The sequence below is a fragment of the Ramlibacter sp. genome, assembly GCF_035548915.1.
GTDB lineage: Bacteria > Pseudomonadota > Gammaproteobacteria > Burkholderiales > Burkholderiaceae_C > Ramlibacter.
Genome location: NZ_DASZSE010000011.1, coordinates 41,225 through 61,891 on the forward strand (window position 1 = coordinate 41,225; position 20,667 = coordinate 61,891).

At 69.0% G+C, this 20,667-nt stretch carries 24 protein-coding genes; 17 read left to right on the plus strand and 7 right to left on the minus strand.

Features of this window, described 5'->3' with window-relative positions; translation table 11 throughout:
- The first annotated feature begins 2 nt into the window (after positions 1–2).
- Genes hpaR through VHA82_RS02865 form a run of 14 tightly spaced genes read left to right on the plus strand, consistent with a single transcriptional unit; the run spans position 3 to position 10,307 of the window.
- Positions 3–437: a homoprotocatechuate degradation operon regulator HpaR gene (gene hpaR / locus VHA82_RS02800; protein WP_325540047.1), complete on the plus strand. Its 435-nt coding sequence runs from the start codon at positions 3–5 to the stop codon at positions 435–437.
- Between the two features lie 3 nt (positions 438–440).
- The gene (locus VHA82_RS02805) at positions 441–1,079 is read left to right on the plus strand and encodes a fumarylacetoacetate hydrolase family protein (RefSeq protein ID WP_325540049.1); all 639 of its coding nucleotides are present in this window, start codon (positions 441–443) and stop codon (positions 1,077–1,079) included.
- On the plus strand, positions 1,076–1,822 hold the full coding sequence (locus VHA82_RS02810; RefSeq protein ID WP_325540052.1) for a fumarylacetoacetate hydrolase family protein: 747 nt from the start codon (positions 1,076–1,078) through the stop codon (positions 1,820–1,822). Before VHA82_RS02805 ends, VHA82_RS02810 begins: the two co-directional genes overlap by 4 nt.
- A gap of 7 nt (positions 1,823–1,829) precedes the next feature.
- A complete protein-coding gene (hpaE, locus tag VHA82_RS02815) occupies positions 1,830–3,281 on the plus strand; it encodes a 5-carboxymethyl-2-hydroxymuconate semialdehyde dehydrogenase (RefSeq protein ID WP_325540054.1) in 1,452 nt (483 codons plus the stop codon).
- Between the two features lie 7 nt (positions 3,282–3,288).
- Entirely contained in the window at positions 3,289–4,215 is a 927-nt protein-coding gene (hpaD, locus tag VHA82_RS02820; RefSeq protein ID WP_325540057.1) for a 3,4-dihydroxyphenylacetate 2,3-dioxygenase, read from the plus strand.
- Between the two features lies 1 nt (position 4,216).
- The gene (locus VHA82_RS02825; protein ID WP_325540059.1) at positions 4,217–4,684 is read left to right on the plus strand and encodes a 5-carboxymethyl-2-hydroxymuconate Delta-isomerase; all 468 of its coding nucleotides are present in this window, start codon (positions 4,217–4,219) and stop codon (positions 4,682–4,684) included.
- A 20-nt stretch (positions 4,685–4,704) separates the two neighbouring features.
- Positions 4,705–5,505 (plus strand): 2-oxo-hept-4-ene-1,7-dioate hydratase, encoded by an 801-nt coding sequence (gene hpaH, locus VHA82_RS02830; protein ID WP_325540095.1) that lies wholly within the window; start codon positions 4,705–4,707, stop codon positions 5,503–5,505.
- Between the two features lie 13 nt (positions 5,506–5,518).
- Positions 5,519–6,307 carry an HpcH/HpaI aldolase/citrate lyase family protein gene (locus tag VHA82_RS02835; RefSeq protein WP_325540061.1) on the plus strand — a complete coding sequence of 263 codons (789 nt, stop codon included), beginning with the start codon at positions 5,519–5,521 and terminating at the stop codon, positions 6,305–6,307.
- A complete protein-coding gene (locus tag VHA82_RS02840; protein WP_325540063.1) occupies positions 6,304–7,053 on the plus strand; it encodes a class II aldolase/adducin family protein in 750 nt (249 codons plus the stop codon). The genes VHA82_RS02835 and VHA82_RS02840 overlap by 4 nt, the downstream gene beginning before the upstream one ends.
- Entirely contained in the window at positions 7,050–8,027 is a 978-nt protein-coding gene (locus VHA82_RS02845; RefSeq protein WP_325540064.1) for a 2-dehydropantoate 2-reductase, read from the plus strand. The genes VHA82_RS02840 and VHA82_RS02845 overlap by 4 nt, the downstream gene beginning before the upstream one ends.
- 56 nt (positions 8,028–8,083) lie before the next feature.
- Positions 8,084–8,410: a FitA-like ribbon-helix-helix domain-containing protein gene (locus VHA82_RS02850; RefSeq protein WP_325540066.1), complete on the plus strand. Its 327-nt coding sequence runs from the start codon at positions 8,084–8,086 to the stop codon at positions 8,408–8,410.
- Positions 8,407–8,853 carry a type II toxin-antitoxin system VapC family toxin gene (locus VHA82_RS02855; RefSeq protein WP_325540067.1) on the plus strand — a complete coding sequence of 149 codons (447 nt, stop codon included), beginning with the start codon at positions 8,407–8,409 and terminating at the stop codon, positions 8,851–8,853. The genes VHA82_RS02850 and VHA82_RS02855 overlap by 4 nt, the downstream gene beginning before the upstream one ends.
- Positions 8,850–9,920, plus strand: coding sequence for a 3-deoxy-7-phosphoheptulonate synthase (locus VHA82_RS02860; RefSeq protein ID WP_325540069.1), 1,071 nt, complete (start codon positions 8,850–8,852; stop codon positions 9,918–9,920). The genes VHA82_RS02855 and VHA82_RS02860 overlap by 4 nt, the downstream gene beginning before the upstream one ends.
- A gap of 21 nt (positions 9,921–9,941) precedes the next feature.
- Positions 9,942–10,307 (plus strand): EamA family transporter, encoded by a 366-nt coding sequence (locus VHA82_RS02865; RefSeq protein ID WP_325540071.1) that lies wholly within the window; start codon positions 9,942–9,944, stop codon positions 10,305–10,307.
- Between the two features lie 27 nt (positions 10,308–10,334).
- On the opposite strand, the gene alr is transcribed toward VHA82_RS02865, so the two are convergent.
- A complete protein-coding gene (gene alr / locus VHA82_RS02870) occupies positions 10,335–11,429 on the minus strand; it encodes an alanine racemase (RefSeq protein ID WP_325540073.1) in 1,095 nt (364 codons plus the stop codon).
- A gap of 157 nt (positions 11,430–11,586) precedes the next feature.
- On the opposite strand from alr, the gene lplT reads away from it, so the two are divergent.
- Genes lplT through VHA82_RS02885 form a run of 3 tightly spaced genes read left to right on the plus strand, consistent with a single transcriptional unit; the run spans position 11,587 to position 14,259 of the window.
- Entirely contained in the window at positions 11,587–12,870 is a 1,284-nt protein-coding gene (gene lplT, locus VHA82_RS02875; protein WP_325540075.1) for a lysophospholipid transporter LplT, read from the plus strand.
- Complete coding sequence (locus VHA82_RS02880) at positions 12,863–13,780, plus strand: DMT family transporter (RefSeq protein ID WP_325540077.1); 918 nt, start codon at positions 12,863–12,865, stop codon at positions 13,778–13,780. The genes lplT and VHA82_RS02880 overlap by 8 nt, the downstream gene beginning before the upstream one ends.
- On the plus strand, positions 13,777–14,259 hold the full coding sequence (locus tag VHA82_RS02885) for a glutathione peroxidase (RefSeq protein WP_325540079.1): 483 nt from the start codon (positions 13,777–13,779) through the stop codon (positions 14,257–14,259). Before VHA82_RS02880 ends, VHA82_RS02885 begins: the two co-directional genes overlap by 4 nt.
- A 49-nt stretch (positions 14,260–14,308) precedes the next feature.
- Here VHA82_RS02885 and VHA82_RS02890 read toward each other — a convergent pair whose 3' ends face one another.
- The 6 genes from VHA82_RS02890 to VHA82_RS02915 form a co-directional block, all read right to left on the minus strand.
- Positions 14,309–15,013: a YafY family protein gene (locus VHA82_RS02890; RefSeq protein ID WP_325540081.1), complete on the minus strand. Its 705-nt coding sequence runs from the start codon at positions 15,011–15,013 to the stop codon at positions 14,309–14,311.
- 60 nt (positions 15,014–15,073) lie between these two features.
- A complete protein-coding gene (gene glcF / locus VHA82_RS02895; protein WP_325540083.1) occupies positions 15,074–16,300 on the minus strand; it encodes a glycolate oxidase subunit GlcF in 1,227 nt (408 codons plus the stop codon).
- A complete protein-coding gene (gene glcE, locus VHA82_RS02900; protein WP_325540085.1) occupies positions 16,301–17,389 on the minus strand; it encodes a glycolate oxidase subunit GlcE in 1,089 nt (362 codons plus the stop codon).
- Between the two features lie 71 nt (positions 17,390–17,460).
- Positions 17,461–18,384, minus strand: a complete 924-nt coding sequence (locus VHA82_RS02905; RefSeq protein ID WP_325540087.1) for an SMP-30/gluconolactonase/LRE family protein — start codon at positions 18,382–18,384, stop codon at positions 17,461–17,463.
- Positions 18,381–19,232 (minus strand): aldose 1-epimerase, encoded by an 852-nt coding sequence (locus VHA82_RS02910; RefSeq protein ID WP_325540089.1) that lies wholly within the window; start codon positions 19,230–19,232, stop codon positions 18,381–18,383. The genes VHA82_RS02905 and VHA82_RS02910 overlap by 4 nt, the downstream gene beginning before the upstream one ends.
- A gap of 96 nt (positions 19,233–19,328) precedes the next feature.
- A partial coding sequence (locus VHA82_RS02915; protein ID WP_325540091.1) for an ammonium transporter occupies positions 19,329–20,667 on the minus strand: 1,339 nt, incomplete at its 5' end.

Sequence of the window (20,667 nt, forward strand, 5' to 3'; positions counted from 1 at the left end):
CCATGCCCACCGCTTTCGCCCACCGCAATCTCCCGCGCCTTCTGCTGCAGGCACGCGAAGCCGTGATGGTGCACACGCGTCCGAGCCTGCGCGAACACGGCCTGTCGGATCAGCAGTGGCGCGTGCTGCGCGTGCTGGGCGAACACGGCACGGTGGAAACGGGCCGCGTCGCGCGCGAGGCGTACATCCTCGGCCCCAGTCTCACCGGCGTGCTGGCGCGAATGGAGCGAGACGGACTCGTGCAGCGCGAACGCGACCCGAGCGACCAGCGCCGCACGGTGGTCGAAGCCACGGCCCGGGGCCGCAAGCTCGTGCACCGCCTTTCGGACACCATCGAGGCACACTACCGGTGGCTCGAGAAATCGCTCGGCAAGGACAAGCTCGCGCAGCTCTACACGCTGCTGGACGAGCTGATCGAACTCGAAGTGGAGTCTTGAACCATGAGCTTTCTCGCGATGGGCACGGTCTACGGCACCCTCATGAATTTCCGGGGCGAACACGAGGCGCTTGCCGAACGGATGAACGAGGCACCCTACGGCGCCCCGCCGAAGGCGCCGGTGCTCTACATCAAGACCGCCAACACCTGGACGGCCGACGGCGTGCCGGTGCCCGTGCCCGCGCACGTGGCCGAGGTGGAGGTCTTCGGCTCGGTCGGCATGGTGATGAAGTCGGCGCGCGAAGTCGCGGGGTATGTGCTGATGACCGACTTCGCCGTGGCGGAGGAATCCTTCTTCCGCCCGCCGGTTCGCTCGAGGTGCCTGGACGGATTTCTCGGCGTGGGCGCCACGCTGCTGCCCGCGGGCGACGACGTCGATCCGTCGCGCTTCGTGCTGAACGTGCTGGTGAACGGCACGCTGCGCCAGACGATGCGCTTCGCCGAGCTCGTGCGGCCGGCTGCGCGGCTGCTCGCCGACGTGGCCGAGTTCATGACGCTCGGCCCCGGAGACGTGCTGCTGCTCGGCAGCGACTGGGGCCGGCCGCGCGCGCGGGTGCTCGACCGCGTGGAACTGCAGGCCGAAGGGCTCGGCACGCTCACCAACATCCTCGCGCCGGAAGCCGGCTTGAAGGGGACGGCATGAAGCATGCACGAGTCACCTGGATGGGCGAGGCCCACGACGCGACGGAACGCGACGGCGACTTGCTGCTTCCCGACGGCCGCGTCGCGCGGCCCGACGAGGTCATCTGGCTGCCCCCGCTCGCGCCGACCGAGCGGCCGCGCACGATCCTCGCGCTCGGCCTCAACTACCCGAACCACGCGAAGGAACTCGCGTTCAAGGCGCCCGCCGAGCCGCTCGCCTTCCTGAAGGGACCCAACGCGCTCGCCGGTCATCGCCAGGTCACGCATCGCCCCGCGGACGCGCGGACGATGCACTACGAATGCGAGCTCGCCGTGGTGATCGGCCGCACCGCGAAGCGGGTGCCACGCGGCGAAGCCTACGATTTCGTCGCGGGCTACACGGTGGCCAACGACTACGCGGTGCGCGACTACCTGGAGAACTGGTTCCGGCCGAACCTGCGCGTGAAAAACCGCGATGGGGCGACGCCGATCGGCCCGTGGCTCGTCGACCGCGACGACGTGTCCGATCCGATGTCGCTCGAGCTGAAGACGACAGTGAACGGCCAGGTCACGCAAAGCGGCAACACGCGCGACATGATCTTCGGCATTCCCTTTCTCATCGAATACTTCACGAGCTTCATGACGCTCAACGCCGGCGACATGATCCTCACCGGCACGCCCGACGGCGTCGTCGATTGCCGGCCCGGCGACGTGGTCGTCACGGAAATCGAAGGCGTCGGCGCCCTCATGAACACCATCGCCTGAAACCGACATGCGCATCGACCATCTGATCGGCGGCAAGCGCGTCCCCGGCCGCGACTACTTCGAAACCGTCGACCCCGCGACGCAGGACGTGCTGGCCGAAGTCGCGGCGGGCGGCGACACCGAAGTGGATGCCGCGGTGGCCGCGGCCAAGGCCGCGTTCCCGCAGTGGGCCGCCCTGCCCGCGCCGCAGCGCGCCAAGCTCGTGCGGCGCCTGGGCGAGCTCATCGCCTCGCACGTGCCCGAGCTCGCACGCACCGAGACGCTCGACACGGGCCAGCCGATCGCGCAGACCGGCAAGCAGCTCGTGCCGCGCGCGGCCGACAACTTCCACTACTTCGCCGAGATGTGCGTGCGCGTGGACGGCCACACCTACCCGACCGAGACGCACCTCAACTACACGCTCTTCCACCCGGTGGGCGTGTGCGCCCTGATCTCGCCGTGGAACGTGCCTTTCATGACCGCCACGTGGAAGGTCGCCCCCTGCCTCGCCTTCGGCAACACGGCCGTGCTGAAGATGAGCGAGCTCTCGCCGCTCACCGCGGCGCGCCTGGGCGAGCTGGCGCTCGAAGCGGGCATCCCGGCGGGCGTGCTGAACATCGTGCACGGCACCGGCCGCGACGCGGGCGAGCCGCTCGTGAAGCACCGGGACGTGCGCGCGATCTCGTTCACCGGCTCCACCGCGACCGGCAACCGCATCGTTCAGGCCGCGGGGCTCAAGAAGTTCAGCATGGAGCTCGGCGGGAAGTCGCCTTTCGTCATCTTCGAGGACGCGGACTTCGAACGCGCGCTCGATGCGGCCGTCTTCATGATCTTTTCCAACAACGGCGAGCGCTGCACGGCGGGCTCGCGCATTCTGGTGCAGCGGCCGATCTACGCGACGTTCGTCGATCGCTTCGCGCAGCGCGCGCGAAAGATCGCGGTGGGCGATCCGCTCGACGAAAGCACGCTCGTGGGTCCCATGATCTCCCGCGGCCATCTCGCGAAGGTGCGCGGCTACATCGAGACCGGTTCGCGCGAAGGCGCGACGCTCGTCGCAGGCGGACTCGACGCGCCGCTGCTGCCCGATCGCGTGAAGGCGGGCAACTACGTCGTGCCGACGGTCTTCGCGGACGTCGACAACCGCATGAAGATCGCGCAGGACGAGATCTTCGGGCCGGTCGCCTGCGTCATCCCCTTCGAGGACGAAGCCGATGCGGTGCGCATCGCCAACGACATCGCCTACGGCCTGTCGAGCTACGTCTTCACCGAAAACATCGGCCGCGCGCACCGCGTTGCCGCGGGAATCGAAGCAGGCATGTGCTTCGTGAACAGCCAGAACGTGCGCGACCTGCGCCAGCCGTTCGGTGGCACCAAGGCCTCGGGGGTCGGTCGCGAAGGCGGCACCTGGAGCTACGAAGTGTTCCTGGAGCCGAAGAACGTGGCGGTCTCGCTCGGCGCCCATCACATCCCCCGCTGGTGACCTGACCATGGGCAAGCTCGCACTCGCGGCCAAGATCACGCACGTTCCCTCGATGTACCTGAGCGAGCTGCCGGGCCCGCGGCACGGCACGCGGCAGGACGCGATCGACGGGCACGTGGAGATCGGGCGACGCTGCCGCGAACTGGGCGTGGACACGATCGTCGTGTTCGACACGCACTGGCTCGTCAACGCCAATTACCACGTGAACTGCGCGCCCTCCTTCGAAGGCCTCTACACGAGCAACGAGCTGCCGCACTTCATCAGCAACATGCGGTTCGGCTTCCCGGGCAACCCCGCGCTCGGTCAAATGCTCGCGAAGAAGGCCAACGCGATGGGCGTGGAGACGCTCGCGCACGATGCGACGACGCTGAATCCCGAATACGGCACCCTGGTGCCGATGCGCTACATGAACGGGGACCGGCACTTCAAGGTCGTGTCCGTCTCGGCGCTGTGCATGGCGCACTACCTGAACGACAGCGCGCGCCTCGGCTGGGCGTTTCGCCGCGCGATCGAGGACGACTACGACGGGACGGTGGCGATCTTCGCGAGCGGCTCGCTCTCGCACCGGTTCGCGCAAAACGGCCTCGCGCCGGAATTCGCGTTCCGCATCTGGAGCCCGTTTCTCGAGCAGCTCGACCGCGAAGTGGTGCGCATGTGGTGCGACGCGCAGTGGCCCGCCTTCTGCGGGATGCTGCCCGAATACGCGTCCAAGGGACACGGCGAAGGCTTCATGCACGACACCGCGATGCTGCTGGGCGCACTCGGCTGGTCCGCCTACGACGGGCGGGCCGAAATCGTCACGCCCTACTTCGGCGCTTCGGGCACGGGACAGATCAACGCGGTGTTTCCCGTCACGCCGCAGGACGGCCGCGCGATCCCGCCGGCGCAGGCGAGCGCCGCCGACGGCTATACGGCGATCGCGAGCAGACTCTGACATGCCCCACTGCGTCATCCTCTACACACCGAATGTCGACCGGCTCACCGACATGACCGCGCTTTGCCGCGCGCTCGCCGATGCGATGCTCACGATCCGCGACGAAGCCGGCCGGCAGGTGTTCCCCACCGGCGGCACGCGAGTGCTCGCGTATCCGGCCGCGCACTACGCGGTGGCCGACGGGCAGGGGGACTACGCGTTCGTCTACGTCAACGTGCGCATGGGCGCGGGGCGCAGCGAGGCCGTCCAGAAGCACGCGGGAGACACGCTGCTGGCCGTGGCAAAGCAGCACTTCGCGCCGGTGCTGGAAAGACAACTCATCGGCATCACGCTGCAGATCGACGAGAGTCCGGGCCAGGTGTACGACGGCAAGCTGAGCACGCTGCATCCGCTCTTCGCGCCCGTGATTCCCGCGCAGGCGGGCATCCAAAGTACCGGGAGCCCTGGAGTCCCGCCTCCGCGGGGATGACGGCGATGGGAAGCGATGCCATGTTCACCGATGAGCTTGTCGATCGGCTCGCCCGCGAGCTCCACGAAGCCGAGCGCACGCACGTGCAGCTCGAACATTTCTCCAGGCGCTTTCCCGGCATGACCATCGCCGACGGCTACGCGGTGTCGCGAGCGTGGGTCGCGATGAAGATCGCGCAAGGCCGCACGGTGCGCGGACACAAGATCGGCCTCACGTCGCGCGCCATGCAGCAGGCAAGCCAGATCGACGAGCCCGACTACGGCACGCTCCTGGACGACATGTTCTTCGAGCCCGGCCCGATTCCCGCGGATCGCTTCATCGCGCCACGGGTGGAGGTCGAACTCGCGTTCGTTCTGAGCGAGGCGCTGGATGGCCCGCACGTGCGGCTCGAAGACGTGATCGCCGCCACGCGCCACGTCACGCCCGCGATCGAGATCATCGACGCGCGCATCGAACAGTTCGACCGCCACACGAAAGCGCCGCGCAAGGTGTTCGACACCATCAGCGACAACGCGGCCAACGCGGGCGTGATTCTGGCGGGGCGCCGCATCGACCCGCGGGAGACCGACCTGCCGTGGTGCGGCGCGATCCTGCGGCTCAACGGCGCGGTGGAGGAAACCGGCCTGGCCGCCGGCGTGCAGGGACATCCCGCCATCGGCGTGGCGTGGCTCGCCAACCGGCTCGCGTCCCACGGCGAACGGCTGGAAGCCGGCGAGGTCGTGCTCGCCGGCTCCTTCACACGGCCAGTGGCTGCGAAGCGCGGCGACCGTTTCGATGCGGACTACGGCCACTTCGGCCGCTTCGAATTCAACTTCATCTAGGAGCGTTTTTGCGATGCAGACTCCCGTCAATCCATTCAAGCAGGCGCTGAAAGAGCGCCGGGCGCAGATCGGCCTCTGGCTCGGGCTGGGCGACCCCTACGCGGCCGAAATCTGCGCGGGCGCGGGCTTCGACTGGCTCCTCATCGACAGCGAACATTCGCCCAACGACCTGCGCTCCACTTTGCGGATTGCGCAGGCCATCGCCGCCTATCCCGGGGTCCATGCGATCGCGCGCGTGCCCATGGGCCATGGCCACGTGGGGCAGATGCTCATCAAGCAGTACCTCGACATCGGCATGCAGACGCTGCTGGTTCCGATGGTCGACACGCCCGAGCAGGCGCGCGATCTCGTGCGGTCGATGCGATATCCGCCCGATGGCGCGCGCGGCATGGGCGGCGCCCGGGCCTCGCGCTGGGGTGCCTACACCGACTACTCGCTTCGCGCGAACGAGGAGGTGTGCCTGCTCGTGCAGATCGAGTCGAAAGAGGCACTCGACAACATCGAGGCGATCGCCGCCATCGACGGTGTGGACGGTCTTTTCATCGGTCCCTCCGATCTTTCCGCTTCGCTCGGCTACGTCGGCAACAACACGCACCCCGAGGTTCAGCAGATCATCGACGACGCGATCCGCCGCATCTCGGCCTGCGGCAAGGCACCGGGCATCCTCACCGCGGACGAGACGCTTGCGCGGCACCAGCTCGCGCTCGGTGTCTTGTTCATGGGCGTGGGCATCGACCATCGCATCCTCGCTCGCGGCACGAGCGAGCTCGCGTCGAAATACAAGCCGGCAGGACCCGCATGAAGTACCACCCCGACGAATGGAAGGCGCGCGTGCAGCTCGCGGCCTGCTATCGCGCGTTCGACCTGCTCGGCTGGACCGAGATGATCTACAACCACATCACGGTGCGGCTGCCCGAAACCGTGGCGGGTTCGCGCAAGCTCTACCTGATCAACCCGTTCGGCCTGCACTACAGCGAAGTGACGGCGAGCAACCTGGTGAAGATCGATACGCAAGGCGAAAAGCAGGACGACAACCCGTGGCCCGTGAACCCCGCCGGCTTCACGGTGCACTCGGCGATCCACGAAGCGATCCCCGATGCGCACTGCGTGATGCATACCCACACGACCACGGGCCTCGCGGTGGCGTGCACGAAAACCGGTCTTGCGCAAAACAACTTCTACTCGGCGCAACTGCACGACATGGTGGCCTACCATGACTTCGAGGGCATCACGATCCATGCGGACGAGGCCCCGCGCCTCGTGAAGAACATCGGCGACAAGCCGCTCGCGATCCTGCGCAACCACGGCCTGCTCGCGTGGGCGCCGACGCTGCCGCTCGCCTTCACGCGCCTGTGGACGCTGCAGCGCGCCTGCGACATCCAGGTCGCGCAGGCCGCGCTCGGCCCGGCGATCGAAGTGTCCGAAGCCGTCGCGAGAAAGACGACGCACGACTCGTTCCAGTTCGACCTGCAGTTCGGCGGCGGCCAGGACGTGTTCGACGCGATGACGCGGCTCGTGGATCGAAGAGACGACTCCTACAGGCAATGAAGAATATCTGCATCTACGGCGCAGGCGCCATCGGCGGCTGGATCGGCGCGAAGCTCGCGCAGACCGGCTGCGACGTGAGCGTCGTGGCACGCGGGGCCACGCTGCGCGCGATCCAGGAAAAAGGCCTTCGCCTGCAGGAAGGCGACGACGTGACGACGGCCGCCGTGCGCGCGAGCGCGTCGCCCGCGGACTTCGGCGTGCAGGACCTCGTCGTCGTCGCCGTGAAGGCGCCCGCGATGGCGGCGGTCGCCTCGGCGATCGGCCCTCTGCTCGGCCCCGACACTATCGTGCTTACCGCCATGAACGGCGTGCCCTGGTGGTTCTTCGAAGGATTCGGCGGGCCCTGGCGGGGCACTCGCCTGAAGGCGATCGACCCGGACGGCAGCATCGCCGCCGCGATTGCCGCTCGCCACATCGTCGGCTCGGTCGTGCACGCGAGCTGCGCGCTGATCGAGCCGGGATTCGTGAAGCACCATAGGGGCACGCGCCTCATCGTGGGTGAGCCCTCCGGAGAGAAAACGCCGCGCGTTCGAGCGCTTTGCGAGCTGCTGGCGCGCGCGGGCCTGCAAGCCGAACTCGCCGAACAGATTCAGAAGGACGCCTGGTACAAGCTCTGGGGCAACATGACGGTGAATCCGGTGAGCGCGATGACGGGCGCCACGACCGACAAGGTGCTCGACGACGAGCTCGTGCGCGAGTTCATCTCGCGCGTGATGCTCGAAGCCCGGGCGATCGGCGAACGGATCGGCATTCCGATCGACCAGCAGCCGGAAGACCGCCATCAGGTCACGCGCAAGCTCGGGAGTTTCAAGCCCTCGATGCTGCAGGACGCCGAGGCGGGCAAGCCGGTGGAGCTCGATGCGCTCGTGACGGTGGTGAAGGAACTGGGCGAGCTCACGGGCGTGGCGACGCCTTTCACGGACACGCTGCTGGGCCTCGCGCGGTTGCATGCGCGTGTGCATGGGTTGTATTGACGAAACTTGCGTCATGGCTCCAGAATGGAGCCCGAATCCATTTTGGAACCGTGCCAATGCCCAACCTTTCCATCAAGGACGTGCCCGAAGCCTGGGCCGAAGCGCTGCGAAAGCTTGCGGCGAGCCATCATCGGTCCCTGCAGGGGGAGCTGATGGCGATCATCGAGCAGGCCGTGAAGGATGCCGCCCTCCTGCCGCCGGGCGATGCGGACAAGGCCCGGGGTCGCATCGTTGGATTCGATACTCGCGGATGGCCCATCTACCGCCAGGGATGGAAAACGCCGGAGCAGGTCGTCGCCGAGTTGCGCGCCCAGCATCCCAAGCCTGTTCGCGGTCAACCTTTGGCGGTCGACATCCTTCGCGCGGACCGCGACAGCCGATGACGGCCGCGCGTCTTCACATCGCGGAGCCGCCGCAGGCGTATCGCATGCGGCCGCCGCTGGTCGTCGATTGCAGTGTGATCGCGAGCACTGCCTTCAGTGAGTCCACGCAAGCCGAAACCGATGCGCAGATCGCGGGGCGGGAGCTGTTCGCGCCTTATCTGCTTCAGTACGAGATGGCCAACGTCGCCTGGAAGAAGTCGCGACAGGGTCTCGATGCGCTCGCCGCCGAGGCGCTCGAGCAGTTCGGCGCCATGGCGATCCGGCTGTTCCGGATCGATGAAGCCGAGGTGGTCTCGCTCGGTCTGCAATACCGGATCACGGCCTACGACGCGAGTTACCTCTGGCTCGCGGCACAACTGAAATGTCCGCTCGCGACCCTCGACATGCAGCTTGCCGAAGCCTCGCGCAGGCATCTGGCCAACCTCGGAGCGCCTGACGCATGAGCTCTCGCATCTCCGACCTGCACATCGCTCGCGAGGACGCGCTGCCCGCCCCCGCCGCGCTGCATGCCGAGCTGCCCTGCGACGAGGCGCAGGCCGAATCGATCGAGGAAGCGCGCGGCACGATCCGCAGCATCCTGCGCGGCGAAGACGACCGGCTGCTCGCGATCGTCGGGCCCTGCTCGATTCACGAACCGGCCTCCGCCGTCGAATACGCGCAGCGCCTCGCGGAATTCGCGGGAGAGCATGCCGACGCCCTCTTTCCCGTGATGCGCGTGTACTTCGAAAAACCACGCACGCGCATGGGCTGGAAGGGCCTCATCTACGACCCGGGGCTCGACGGCAGCGGCGACATCGGCGAAGGGCTTCGCACCGCGCGGCGCGTGCTGCTGGAATGCGCGCGCCTCGGCGTGCCGGCGGCCTCCGAGATCCTCGACCTCGCGATGCCGCAGTACTACGCCGAGCTCCTGAGCTGGGGCGCCATCGGCGCACGCACGGTGGAAAGCCCGCTGCACCGGCAGATGGCCTCGGCGCTCTCCGCACCGGTCGGCTTCAAGAATCCGACGCACGGCGGCATCGACGTCGCGATCGACGCGATCCACGTCGCTCGCGAAGCGCATCGCTTTCCGTCGATCTCGATGGAAGGCCGTGCGATCGTGGTCACGACCACCGGCAACCCGGATGGGCACCTCGTGCTGCGCGGTGCGCATCACGGACCCAACTACGACGCGGCGAGCGTGGAAGCGGCGGCGGCGGCGCTGCTCGCTTCCGGGCTGCTGCCGCGCCTCATCGTCGACTGCAGCCACGGCAACAGCGCGAAGGACTATCGCCGCCAGCCCACGGTCGCGGCCGAACTCGCGCGGCAGATCGAAGCGGGTTCGCGCCACGTCGCGGGCGTGCTGCTCGAAAGCCACCTCGTGGAGGGCCGGCAGGACATCGTCGAAGGCCGCAAGGGTCTGCGATACGGCCAGAGCGTCACCGACGCCTGCATCGGCTGGGACGCCACGGTCGACGTGCTGGAGCAACTCGCCGCGGCCGTTCGCGCCCGCCGCGAGAGCGCCTCCTCCTAGGCGTGGCGGCGGCTCGCGCTGGTGCTCACGCAGCACGAGGCGGCCGATGTCGACGGCCGCGTGCGCACGGCCACGACGATGGCGCTCGCGGGGCTTGTGGCGCTGGCCGCCGTGAGCCTGCAAGGCGGCTTCCACCTGCCGGATGCGCCCGCCGGCTGGGCGGGCCTCGCGATGCTCACCTTCCTCTACGGCACGGGCTTCACGATCATGTTCACCGTGCTGCCGAAGCTGGGCGTCGTGGGCAACTCGGCCATCATGAACGTGGAGCCGGTCTTCGCGCTCGTGCTCGCGTGGCTCGTCCTCGGGCAGGCGGTCGCCGCGGTGCAGGTCGCCGGAGGGCTCATCGTCGTGGGCGCGGTGATGTTCCTCGGGATGCGCAGGCGGTGAGGCACACGCCGCGGCATGCACGCCCGATCACGCCACGACCACAGGCACCCGCTGCGCGAGCCCGCACATGAGCTCGTAGCCCAGCGTGCCCGCCGCGCGCGCGGGCTCGTCGATCGCGAGCACGGCACCGCTCGAAGACCGACCCCACAGCGTCACTTCGCTGCCGATGCCGGCTCGCGGCACCGGCGTGAGATCGACCGCGATCATGTCCATGCTCACGCGGCCCACGAGACGCGTGCGCACGCCTTCCACCAGCACGGGTGTCCCCGTGGAGCAGTGGCGCGGATAGCCATCCGCATAGCCGCACGCCACGACGCCGATGCGAAGCGGCGCATCGGCCGTGAAGATGGAGCCGTAGCCCACCGTGTCGCCGGCCCCGAGCTGCTGCACGCCGATGATGCGCGAGGCGAGCGTCATCGCAGGCACGAGGCCCCAGTGCGCGATGTCGTGCTCGTCGTGGTCCGGCGAGCTGCCGTACACCGCGATGCCGGGGCGGACCCAGTCGCCCCGCACGGCCGGGTTGGCGCTGTGGCGCAGCGTCGCGGCGCTGTTGGCGAGCGTGCGTTCGCCCGGCAGATCGCGTGTCGTCGCTTCGAACACCGCAAGCTGGTGCGCGATGCCGCGCGGGCCGTCGGCATCGCTGAAGTGCGTCATGAGGGCGATCTCGTCCACCTGCGGCATGGCATCCAGTCGCGTCCACGCCGCGCGATAGCGCTGCGGCGCGAAGCCGAGCCGGTTCATGCCCGAGTTGAGCTTCAGGAACACCTTGTGCGGCTGCTGGGTCTTGTGCGCGGCCAGCATCTCGATCTGTTCGTCGCAATGGATCGTGTGCCAGAGCGCCAGGCGCGAACACGCTTCCAGGTCGCGCGGCTCGAAGACGCCCTCCAGCAGCAGGATCGGGCCGCGCCAGCCCAGGGCGCGCACCCGTTCGGCCTCCGCGAGGTCCAGCAGCGCGAAGCCGTCCGCGCCGCCGAGCGCCTCGTACACGCGCTCGATCCCATGCCCGTACGCATTGGCCTTGACCACGGCCCACACTCGCGCATCCGGCGCTGCGCGGCGCATCCGCGCGAGGTTGTGGCCGAGGGCGTCGGTGTGGATCGTGGCGAGAATCGGGCGTGGCATGGCGGTGGCGCCGGCGCTGCCGCAAGGGGCGGGCGGTGGGCGGCTGCCGCGATTTTGTCATCGGCCCGCGTGATATAACCCCCGGGGTCGCTTGGAGACATAACTTGAATCGCCGATCAGCGCGCCTGATGCGGCCGCCCGGGAGCCTGGGTCCCCGATGAAGCGCGGCTTCTACACCATCATGTCGGCGCAGTTCTTCTCGTCGCTCGCCGACAACGCGCTTTTCATCGCCGCCGTCGAACTGCTGAAGGAAGCCAAGGCCCCGAGCTGGGAAGCGGCGGCGCTCGTGCCGATGTTCGCCCTCTTCTACGTGGTGCTCGCGCCCTTCGTGGGCGCCTTCGCCGACGCGCGGCCCAAGGGCCAGGTCATGTTCATCAGCAACGCGATCAAGGTGGTCGGCTGTCTCATCATGCTCGCGGGCTTGCACCCGCTCGCGGCCTACGCCATCGTCGGGCTGGGCGCCGCCGCCTATTCGCCGGCCAAGTACGGCATCCTCACCGAGCTCCTGCCGCCTTCCCAGCTCGTGAAGGCCAACGGCTGGATCGAGGGTCTCACCATCGCCTCCATCATCCTCGGCATCCTGCTGGGCGGGCAGCTCGTGGGGCGGGCGCTGTCGCGCCACCTGCTCGCGCTCGACATCCCGTACTTCGACACCGGCATCGATACGCCCCCCGAAGCGGCGATCGCGGTGCTGATCTTCGTCTACGCGCTCGCCGCGTGGTTCAACCTGCGCATCCCGCTCACCGGCGTGGAAATGCGCCGCATGCCCAGCAATGCGCTGGAACTGGTGCCCGACTTCTGGACCTGCAATTCGCGCCTGTGGAACGACAAGCTCGGCCAGATATCGCTCGCCACCACCACGCTCTTCTGGGGCGTGAGCGGCAACCTGCGCTATGTCGTGCTCGCCTGGAGCGCGGCCGCGCTCGGCTACACCACGACGCAGGCCTCGTCGCTGTCGGGCGTCGTGGCGCTCGGCACCGCCATCGGTGCGATCGCCGCTTCGGTGCGCATGCGGCTCGACCGGGCGACTTCGGTCATGCCCCTCGGCATCGGCATGGGCCTTCTCGTGGTCGCGATGAACTTCATCCACAACGCATGGCTGGCCGCGCCGTTTCTCATCCTGCTCGGTGCGCTCGGGGGCTTTCTCGTCGTGCCGATGAATGCGCTTTTGCAGCACCGCGGGCACAACCTGATGGGCGCGGGACGTTCCATCGCCGTGCAGAACTTCAACGAGCAGGCCTGCATCCTCGCGCTCGGCGCTTTCTACAGCCTCTCGGCGGGCCTCGGCCTCTCGGCGTTCGGCGCGATCACCGCCTTCGGTGTCGTGGTCGCCGGCGCGATGTGGCTCATCAAGCGCCAGCACGAGCGCAACTGCGTGGTGTACCGCGACGAGGTCGAGCACCTCTTGGCTGTCGCGCGGCACGACAACGTGCATGGGTGACGCGCGCGGGCCCTCCGCGGCGGTTGCGGCGGTCGCCGCGCTCTTCGTCAACGCCTTCGTGTGGGGCGTATCGTGGTGGCCGCTGCGCGAGTTGCACGCGCTCGGACTGCATCCGCTCTGGTCGACCGCGCTGGTCTATTCCGTGTCGATGCTCATCGTCCTCGCCGCGAGGCCGGGCGCGGTGCGTGCCTTCGCGCGCGAGCCGCTCCTGTGGCTGCTGGTCGCGGCCTGCGGCGTCACCAACGTCGGCTTCAACTGGGGCGTGACGGTGGGCGACGTGGTGCGCGTCGTGCTCCTTTTCTACCTGATGCCGGCGTGGTCCGTGCTGCTCGCCTGGCCGATGCTCGGCGAACGCCCCACGCGGCCGCGTCTCGCGCGTCTCGCACTGGCGCTCGCGGGCGTCGCCATCGTCTTGCGGCCGGACGACGTGCCCTGGCCGGTGCCGCGCGGGCTCGCCGACTGGCTGGCGCTTTCGGGCGGCTTCAGCTTCGCGCTCACGAACATCCTGCTGCGCCGGCTGCAGCGCCTCCCCACCGAGTCGCGCATTCTCGCGATGTTCGGCGGCGGTGCCGCGCTCGCCGCGATCGCCGGCTGCGTGGGGATCGCGCACGGCGTCGCGCAGGCGCCGGCCGGCACCGCGTGGGCACCGCTTGCGCTGGGTCTCGGGGTGGCTTTCCTCGCGAGCAACGTCTGCCTGCAATACGGCGCGGCGCGCCTTCCCGCGCACACGACGGCGCTCGTGATGCTGTCGGAGGTGGTGTTCGCGAGTTTCTCCTCGGTGGCGCTCGGCGCGGGCGAGCTCACGCCGAAGACGGTGCTGGGCGCGGCGCTGATCCTCGCCGCCGCGGCGTGGGCCGCCTGGCCCGCACGCGACGGCGACTGCGCGCAAGGCGCACAATCCGCACCATGAGCACCGTCTACGACTTCGAAGCGCAGCAGATCGACGGCAAGTCCGTCCCCTTGAGCCGGTTCAAGGGCAAGGTGCTGCTGATCGTGAACACCGCCAGCGCCTGCGGCTTCACCCCGCAGTTCGCGGGGCTGGAAAAGCTGCACGAGCGATACGGCCGCGACGGCCTGGTCGTGCTCGGCTTCCCCTGCAACCAGTTCGGCGCGCAGGACCCGGGCAGCAACGAGGAGATCGCGCAGTTCTGCCAGGTCAACTACGGCGTGAGCTTTCCGATGATGTCGAAGATCGAGGTCAACGGGCCGGGTGCGCATCCGCTCTACCGGTGGCTCGCTGCCGAAGCGCCGGGCCTGCTCGGAAGCACCGTCATCAAGTGGAACTTCACCAAGTTCCTCGTCGGCAAGGACGGATCGGTGCTCGGGCGGTACTCGCCGCAGGACGCGCCGGAGTCGCTCGCGAAGGACATCGAAGCGGCGCTCGCGTGAAAGCGTGCCGCGCGTGGCTGTCCGATATCCGGATGGCGCCGCAGCGGGCTCAGGCGGCCCACCCCTGCGCCTGCGCCCACGCGCGGTCGAGCCGCGCAAGATCGGCCAGCGTGCGGCCCGGCTCGTCGCGGAAGCGGTCGTCGAGACGCCGCACGTAGGTGACGCGGTCGACCCGGAAACTGCGGAAGTCGTTGCGAATCTCGCACCACGCGGCCAGCGTCCACACCTTGCCCCAGTAGAAGCAGCCGAGCGGGCGCACCGTTCGCTCGGTGCGCTTTTCGGACAGGTCGAGATAGTTCATGAAGACCTTGCGCCGCTCCTGCACCGCCTCGCGCAGCGTCTGCAGCGTGCGCTGCGCGGGCTGCGAAAGGCCGCCAGGCGGCGCGAAGAGCGCGAGCGCCTCGGCGGCAACCCGTGCTTCGGCCGGCAGCACCGACAGGATCTTCCCGAGCGCGTCCTGCGCGCTCGTGGCGAGCGCCGGGTCCATCCACGCCTGCGCCATCCGTACCGAGGCGACCACCGCCTTCGCCTCTTCGTGCGTGAACATCATCGGCGGCAGATCGAACCCCGCGCCCAGCCTGTAGCCGACGCCCGCCTCGCCCTCGATCGGAACGCCCTGCAATTGCAGATCGGCGACGTCGCGGTAGATGGTGCGCTCGGACACTTCCAGCCGCGTCGCGAGGTAGGCGGCCGTCGTGAGGCGCCGGCCGCGGATGAGCTGGATGATGTGAAACAGGCGATCGGCGCGGCGCATGGAAGGGTCGCTTTCGGCAAAGGGACATTACTTTGCCTGCCCAGTCCTGACAAGCTGGTGTCAGTAGGCCAGGGCCTCGTCGAGCACTTCCACCCAGTGGCGAACCGGCGCGCGCGTGCCGCTCTGCAGATGGGTGATGCAGCCGATGTTGGCGGACACGATCGCCGCGGGCTCGAGCTCCTGCAGATGCCCGAGCTTGCGATCGCGCAGCGCATGCGCGATCCGCGGCTGCAGCACCGAATACGTCCCCGCCGAGCCGCAGCACAGGTGCGACTCGTTCAGCGGCGCTCGCACGTCGAAGCCGAGCTCGGCCAATCCGCGTTCCACGCCGCCGCGCAGTTGCTGGCCGTGCTGCAGCGTGCACGGCGGGTGATAGGCGAGCACGCCGGGCGCCGCCTTCACCCTGCCCCGCAGCGCGGGCACGAGCTCCGGCAGCAGTTCGCTCAGGTCGCGCGTGAGCTGCGAAATGCGCTCGGCCCGCGCCGCGTAGGCCGCATCGTGCCGCAGATGGTGCCCGTACTCCTTCACCGTCACGCCGCAGCCGGATGCATTCATCACGATCGCTTCGACCTCGCCGCGTTCGACGAACGGCCACCAGGCGTCGATGTTCGCGCGCATCTGCGCGCGCCCGCCGTCCTGGTCGTTCAGGTGGAACTTCACGGCGCCGCAGCAGCCCGCGCCGGCGGCGATCACCGTCTGGATGCCTGCCGCGTCGAGCACGCGCGCGGTCGCGGCGTCGATGTTCGGCATCATCGACGGCTGCACGCAGCCCGCGAGCAGCAAGACCTTGCGCGCATGCGCGCGCGCGGGCCAGCGGCCCGGGTCCTGCCGGGGCGGCACCTTCTCGCGCAGGGCGGCGGGCAGCAGCCCTCGCACGGCCTGGCCCACTTTCATCGCGGGGCCGAAGAAGGACGAGGTCAACCCTTCCTTCAGCGCCCAGCGCATGCCTTGCTCGGACCGCTCGCGCGCCACTTTCTCATCGACGATCGCGCGGCCGATGTCCACCAGATGGCCGTACTGCACGCCGCTCGGGCACGTGCTTTCGCAGTTGCGGCAGGTGAGGCAGCGGTCGAGGTGCAATTGCGTCTTGCGCGTGGGCGCCTCGCCTTCCAGCACCTGCTTGATGAGGTAGATGCGTCCGCGCGGCCCGTCGAGCTCGTCGCCCAGCACCTGGTAGGTGGGGCAGGTCGCCGTGCAGAAGCCGCAATGCACGCATTTGCGCAGGATCGCCTCGGCCTCGCGGCCTTCGGGCGTGTCCTTGAATTCGGCGCAAAGATTCGTCTGCATTCAGAAGTCGCGATACAGCCGTCCGCGGTTGAAGATGCCCGCGGGGTCGAACTGCCGCTTGAGTTCGCGGTGGATGTGTTCGGCCGGACCTGCGAGCGGATGAAAGCGCGGATGCGCGCTCGCCCCCGCGGTCCGGAAGAGCGTGGCGTGTCCGCCGGCCGCCTGCGCCGCAGCGCGCAGCGCGGCGCCCTCTTCTTCTTGCGCGCGCACCCAGCGCAATCCGCCGTGCCATTCGACGAGGGGCGTATCGGGCAGCGCCATCACCGGCGCGGTCTGCGCGACCGAAAGCCGCCACAGGCCGCGCTCGCCGAGGGCGGCGAACCAATCGAGCCGATGGTCACGGCAGTCTTGCCATTCTCGCGCGGCGCGCGCGGAGTCGATGCGCTCGCCGCCCAGCGCCCGGCAGGCCGCCTCGACCGCGGCCGTCGCGCCGCGCAGGCGCACGCTCAGACGGCCGCGGCCATCCTCTTCGCACCAGCGGCTCGCGTTGAGCGGCAGCGGCTGGGCGCCCCACGCCGCGAGGTGCTTCAGCGCCGCCTCCTGCGTGAGTTCGAAAGCCAGCGTGGCATCGCACGGCGCGGCAGGCAGCACCTTCAGGCTCACCTCGGTGACGAGCCCGAGCGTGCCGAGCGCCCCGACCATCAGCCGCGAGACGTCGTAGCCCGCCACGTTCTTCATCACCTGGCCGCCGAAGACGAGCTGCTCGCCCCTGCCGTTCACGAGTTCGAGACCCAGCACGTAGTCGCGAACCGAACCCGCGACGGCGCGCGCCGGACCCGACAGGCCGCACGCCACCATGCCGCCCACCGTCGGCTGGCCGCCGAAGTACGGCGGCTCGAACGGCAGGCATTGGCCGCGCTCGGCAAGGAGCGCCTCGAGCTCGGCAAGCGGCGTGCCCGCCCGCGCCGTCACCACCAGTTCGCTCGGTTCATAGATGACGATGCCGCTCAGCGCCCGCGTATCGAGCACTTCGCCTTCGCCCGGTTCGCCGTAGAAGTCCTTGCTGCCTCCGCCCCGGATCACGAGCGGCGCGCCATGCGCTGCCGCGTCGCGCACGCGGTCAAGGATGGCGGAAAGCGTTGGCCCCATGAGCGCTTATGTTAAGCGCACCTCGCGTGGGGCTCGCCGTCCGCGGGACTCGAGCACTTTTTCTTCCCGCGTCAGTCGACGAAGAAGTTGACCGGCAGGCCCGGCACGTCGACCCGCATGGCGATCACGCGGCCCGAGAGCGGCAGCCGCGCCAGCTCGTCCGCCGTCCGGTTCGCGCGCGCGCTCGTCACATACAGCGTGCGCAAGTCGCCGCCGCCGAAGCAGGGCATCGTGGGACAGCGTACGGGCACTTCGATCTCGGCGAGCAGCTCGCCCCCCGGCGAGAGCTTGAGCAGCCGGCCGCCTTCGAACATCGCGCTCCAGTAGTTGCCTTCGGCATCGACGGCCGCCCCGTCGGGGCGCCCGCCGTAGCCGGGCTCGCCGGGTTGCCAGCCGGCGGGCTTGGAGGCAAACCGGTGGAACACGCGGTGCGCTCGCATCGCATTGGATTGCGCCTCCCAGTTCCACGCGTGGATCACGTGGCTGCCCGTGTCGGACCAGTACACCGTGCGCGCGTCCGGCGACCACGCGAGGCCGTTCGCGATGACGGCGTTTTGCGCCTTCAGCTGCACGAGCGGCTTGCCCTGCTCGCCGTTGCCCGGCCGGCAGTCGATGGAATAGAGCTCGCCGCGGCGCGCATCGCGCGGCTCGTACATCGTGCCCGCCCACATGCGGCCCACGGGGTCGGCCTTGCCGTCGTTGAAGCGCGTCGTGCGCACGTCATGGTTGAAGCGCGCGATCGGCGTGAGCACCCCGCCCCAGCCGCGCGCGCGGTACACGCCGTCGCGCAGGGCGATCACGAGGCCGCCCGATGCGGCCGGCGCGATGCAGCCGGGCTCCTGCGGCATCGCCCAGCTTTCGATGCGGCCGCTCGAATCCATGCGGCGCAGAAAGCGAGCCGGGATGTCCACCCAATAGAGCACACTTTCGTGCGGATGCCAGAAGGGGGACTCGCCGAGCTGGTCGGGCTCGGTGGTCACCGGTGTCCAGCTCACTTGGCCCGCTCCACGCCGATCGCCATCTGCGCGAGGAGCGATTCGCCCGGCGCCAGGATCGTGAGGCCGAGCTCCTCGGCGGCGCGGCCGGCCGCGTGCAGGTTCACGGCGTTGTTCACGTGGCTCACGGGCTCGATCGCGACGAAGTCGCGCGTGTCGTTCGTGAACACCACGAGCCGCTTCAGCCCCGAAGTGACGCGCACGTGCAGCGTCTCGTCGCGCAGGTGCGCCGTGCCGTCCCAGCCGTCGTAGCAGTGGTCGACGTCGAGGAAGGCGCAGTCCGCGTCGAGCCCGCGCGAGGGCTTGCGCACGGTCGGCAGTTTGTCCGGGCCCATCTCCCACCGGCCGGCGGCACTGAAGGCGATGCGGCTGCGCGCGCGCTTCGTGAAGTACGGATGCCAGCCGAGCCCGGCCGGCGCCGGCTCGCTCGACTGGTTCGTGAGCGCGAGCGTGAGCTCGAGGCCGGAATCGCTCACGCGCAGCGTCTGCGAGCAGTCGAAGGCGAACGGCCAGCCCGCATCGGGGCGGTGTTCGTACGAGAGCATGACCATGCGCTCGCCTTCGTCCAGGACCGCCCATTCGCGTTGCCACCCCACGCCGTGAATGGCGTGCGGCTCCTCGCCGTTGTTGCGCACGAGCGGATGCTGCGTGCCCTGCCAGCTGAGCGTGGCGCCGCCGATGCGATTGGAAAACGGCACGAGCGCGTAGCAGCCCGACTGTCGCGCTGTGGCGAGCGCGCCGGGCGCAGACGACCGCAACACAGGCTCCCCGTCGAACCAGAGCCCCCGGATGCAGCCGCCCAGGGCGGGTTCGATGGCGCACGTGAGCGCCCCGGCAGTCAGTTCCATCGCGTTTGTCTCCTCGGCGCATTGTGCAGAAAAAAAGAGGGCCCGCGCGAGGCGGGCCCAACATCCAAAGGAGACCTTGTTGGTTCTGTGCGCGAGTCAGCGGCTGTAGGCCGTCTCGCCGTGGCTGCTGATGTCGAGGCCTTCGCGTTCTTCCTCTTCGGCCACGCGCAGGCCGATCACGACGTCCGCGATCTTGTAGGCGATGAACGCGACCACGCCCGACCAGATGTAGGTGGTGAGCACGCCCTGGAACTGGATCCAGACCTGGCCGCCGATCGAATAGTCGGGGCTCACCTTGTTCGCGACGTAGTCGAAGACACCGGTGCCGCCCAGAGCCGGCGAGCAGAACACGCCCGTGAGCAGCGCGCCGAGCGTGCCGCCCACGGCGTGCACGCCGAACACGTCGAGCGCGTCGTCGGCGCCCAGCATGCGCTTCAGCCCATTCACGCCCCACAGGCACACGAAGCCGGCGAGCAAGCCGATCACGAGCGAGCCCATCACGCCGACGAAGCCGCAGGCGGGCGTGATCGCCACCAGGCCGGCGACGGCGCCGGAGCAGGCGCCCAGCATCGAGGCCTTGCCCTTCATCAGCGCTTCACCGGCGATCCACGAGAGCGTCGCCGCGGCCGTGGCAAAGAGCGTGTTGGCGAAGGCGAGGCCGGCCACGCCGGTGGCTTCCAGGTTGGAGCCGGCGTTGAAGCCGAACCAGCCCACCCACAGCAGCGACGCGCCGACCATCGTGAGCGTGAGGCTGTGCGGCGTGAACGCTTCCTTGCCGAAGCCGATGCGCTTGCCGACCAGGTAGGCGCCCACGAGACCCGCGACGCCCGAGTTGATGTGCACGACCGTGCCGCCCGCGAAGTCGAGCGCGCCCTTGGCCCAGAGCCAGCCGCCGTTGGCGGTGGCGGCTTCGAGCGTCTTGGCATCGGTGATCGCATCCGGGCCGTCCCAGTACCAGACCATGTGGGCGATCGGCAGGTAGGCGAAGGTGAACCAGATCACGATGAATAGCAGCAGCGCGGAGAACTTGATCCGTTCGGCGAGCGCTCCGACGATCAGCGCGCAGGTGATCGCGGCGAACGTGGCCTGGAACGTGATGAAGCTGAACTCGGGGATCACGACGCCCTTGCTGAAGGTCGCGGCCACCGAGTCCGGCGTGATGCCCTTCAGGAAGATCTTGTCGAGGCTGCCGACGAAGGGATTGCCCGCCGTGAACGCCATGCTGTAGCCGTAGAGCGCCCACAGCACGTAGATGAGGGCGGTGATCACGAAGACCTGCATGAGCACCGACAGCATGTTCTTGGCGCGCACGAGGCCGCCGTAGAAGAGCGCGAGGCCCGGAATCGTCATCAGGATCACGAGCGCGGTGGCGACCGTCATCCAGGCGGTGTCGCCCTTGTTGGGCACCGGCGCGGGTGGCGTGGCCGCGGAAGCG

Excerpts from the sequence above, each read along its gene's own strand:
- hpaR (WP_325540047.1), top strand. The coding sequence starts at position 3 with ATGCCCACCGCTTTCGCCCACCGCAATCTCCCGCGCCTTCTGCTGCAG.
- VHA82_RS02885 (WP_325540079.1), top strand. The coding sequence starts at position 13,777 with ATGAGCACCGTCTACGACTTCGAAGCGCAGCAGATCGACGGCAAGTCC.
- VHA82_RS02845 (WP_325540064.1), top strand. The coding sequence starts at position 7,050 with ATGAAGAATATCTGCATCTACGGCGCAGGCGCCATCGGCGGCTGGATC.
- lplT (WP_325540075.1), top strand. The coding sequence starts at position 11,587 with ATGAAGCGCGGCTTCTACACCATCATGTCGGCGCAGTTCTTCTCGTCG.
- hpaD (WP_325540057.1), top strand. The coding sequence starts at position 3,289 with ATGGGCAAGCTCGCACTCGCGGCCAAGATCACGCACGTTCCCTCGATG.
- VHA82_RS02860 (WP_325540069.1), top strand. The coding sequence starts at position 8,850 with ATGAGCTCTCGCATCTCCGACCTGCACATCGCTCGCGAGGACGCGCTG.
- hpaH (WP_325540095.1), top strand. The coding sequence starts at position 4,705 with ATGTTCACCGATGAGCTTGTCGATCGGCTCGCCCGCGAGCTCCACGAA.
- VHA82_RS02855 (WP_325540067.1), top strand. The coding sequence starts at position 8,407 with ATGACGGCCGCGCGTCTTCACATCGCGGAGCCGCCGCAGGCGTATCGC.
- VHA82_RS02910 (WP_325540089.1), bottom strand. The coding sequence starts at position 19,232 with ATGGAACTGACTGCCGGGGCGCTCACGTGCGCCATCGAACCCGCCCTG.
- VHA82_RS02825 (WP_325540059.1), top strand. The coding sequence starts at position 4,217 with ATGCCCCACTGCGTCATCCTCTACACACCGAATGTCGACCGGCTCACC.
- VHA82_RS02805 (WP_325540049.1), top strand. The coding sequence starts at position 441 with ATGAGCTTTCTCGCGATGGGCACGGTCTACGGCACCCTCATGAATTTC.
- VHA82_RS02810 (WP_325540052.1), top strand. The coding sequence starts at position 1,076 with ATGAAGCATGCACGAGTCACCTGGATGGGCGAGGCCCACGACGCGACG.
- VHA82_RS02840 (WP_325540063.1), top strand. The coding sequence starts at position 6,304 with ATGAAGTACCACCCCGACGAATGGAAGGCGCGCGTGCAGCTCGCGGCC.
- alr (WP_325540073.1), bottom strand. The coding sequence starts at position 11,429 with ATGCCACGCCCGATTCTCGCCACGATCCACACCGACGCCCTCGGCCAC.
- glcE (WP_325540085.1), bottom strand. The coding sequence starts at position 17,389 with ATGGGGCCAACGCTTTCCGCCATCCTTGACCGCGTGCGCGACGCGGCA.
- VHA82_RS02835 (WP_325540061.1), top strand. The coding sequence starts at position 5,519 with ATGCAGACTCCCGTCAATCCATTCAAGCAGGCGCTGAAAGAGCGCCGG.
- VHA82_RS02850 (WP_325540066.1), top strand. The coding sequence starts at position 8,084 with ATGCCCAACCTTTCCATCAAGGACGTGCCCGAAGCCTGGGCCGAAGCG.
- glcF (WP_325540083.1), bottom strand. The coding sequence starts at position 16,300 with ATGCAGACGAATCTTTGCGCCGAATTCAAGGACACGCCCGAAGGCCGC.
- hpaE (WP_325540054.1), top strand. The coding sequence starts at position 1,830 with ATGCGCATCGACCATCTGATCGGCGGCAAGCGCGTCCCCGGCCGCGAC.
- VHA82_RS02890 (WP_325540081.1), bottom strand. The coding sequence starts at position 15,013 with ATGCGCCGCGCCGATCGCCTGTTTCACATCATCCAGCTCATCCGCGGC.
- VHA82_RS02880 (WP_325540077.1), top strand. The coding sequence starts at position 12,863 with ATGGGTGACGCGCGCGGGCCCTCCGCGGCGGTTGCGGCGGTCGCCGCG.